At 43.7% G+C, this 875-nt stretch carries 1 protein-coding gene and 1 pseudogene; both read left to right on the top strand.

Going from position 1 to position 875, the window contains the following annotated elements:
• Window positions 1-124: 124 nt before the first annotated feature.
• Window positions 125-277 (top strand): hypothetical protein, encoded by a 153-nt coding sequence (locus tag ACEYW6_RS36485; RefSeq protein ID WP_412983651.1) that lies wholly within the window; start codon window positions 125-127, stop codon window positions 275-277.
• A gap of 74 nt (window positions 278-351) precedes the next feature.
• Window positions 352-801: pseudogene (locus ACEYW6_RS36480) on the top strand (response regulator); the annotation flags it as partial.
• Between the last annotated feature and the right edge of the window lie 74 nt (window positions 802-875).

Genomic DNA, 875 nt, shown 5'->3' with positions numbered 1-875 from the left:
ACCCGTTCACTAGTCGCCTCAAAATAGTTTCTTTTATTCATAGCGGGTGGCAGTGCCGCCTGTGCAGTTGCTCCTAATAAACAGATAATAGATGGTTGAGAGTTCTCGCTCATTAGGAACAGCGTTGAGAAACTTATCAGGTGATAAAGGCACAATCTTAGTAGTAGATGACGAAGCCAGCATTCGCCGAATTTTACAGACGCGTCTAGTAGTCTGCCAAGGAAACTTTGCGTTGTGGTCAGCAGAGGAGCGGAGGGGCAGAGGGGAAAGAACTTAACTTATACAATCTCTCCCCTTCTCCCCTGCTCCCCTGCTCCCTTGCTTACCTCCACGTAGCAATTTTGGGTTGGTACACTACTAGAAATGATTGGCTACAGCGTAGTTACAGCTAGTGATGGCGAAGAAGCTTTGTCAGCTTTTCGTCTCTTAACTCCTGATTTGATAGTTCTGGATGTAATGATGCCAAAGCTGGATGGCTACGGTGTCTGTCAAGAATTACGGAAACAATCAGATGTACCAATTATTATGCTAACAGCATTGGCAGATGTAGCAGATCGGATCACTGGACTGGAGCTAGGTGCTGATGACTACATGACGAAACCTTTCTCACCCAAAGAACTAGAAGCTCGAATTGCCTGCGTACTAAAACGGCGCTCACACAAAACCAGTATCAATACTATTCCTAACTCTGGGATAATTCATGCAGGCGACCTGAAAATCGATACAAGTAAGCGGCAACTTCATAAAAATGAGCAACGCATTCGGTTGACAGGTGTGGAGTTTAGCTTATTAGAGTTGTTACCCGGATTTCTCACAAGTGCAAAAAAATTATTGAGATGAGTAAAATTTAGGAAAGGATATTTTATACATTAGTG

The sequence above is a fragment of the Nostoc sp. UIC 10607 genome (assembly GCF_047228265.1).
Taxonomy (GTDB): domain Bacteria; phylum Cyanobacteriota; class Cyanobacteriia; order Cyanobacteriales; family Nostocaceae; genus Nostoc; species Nostoc foliaceum_A.
Note: the sequence above shows the minus strand (reverse complement) of the source record. Positions and strands in the feature narration are given on the sequence as shown.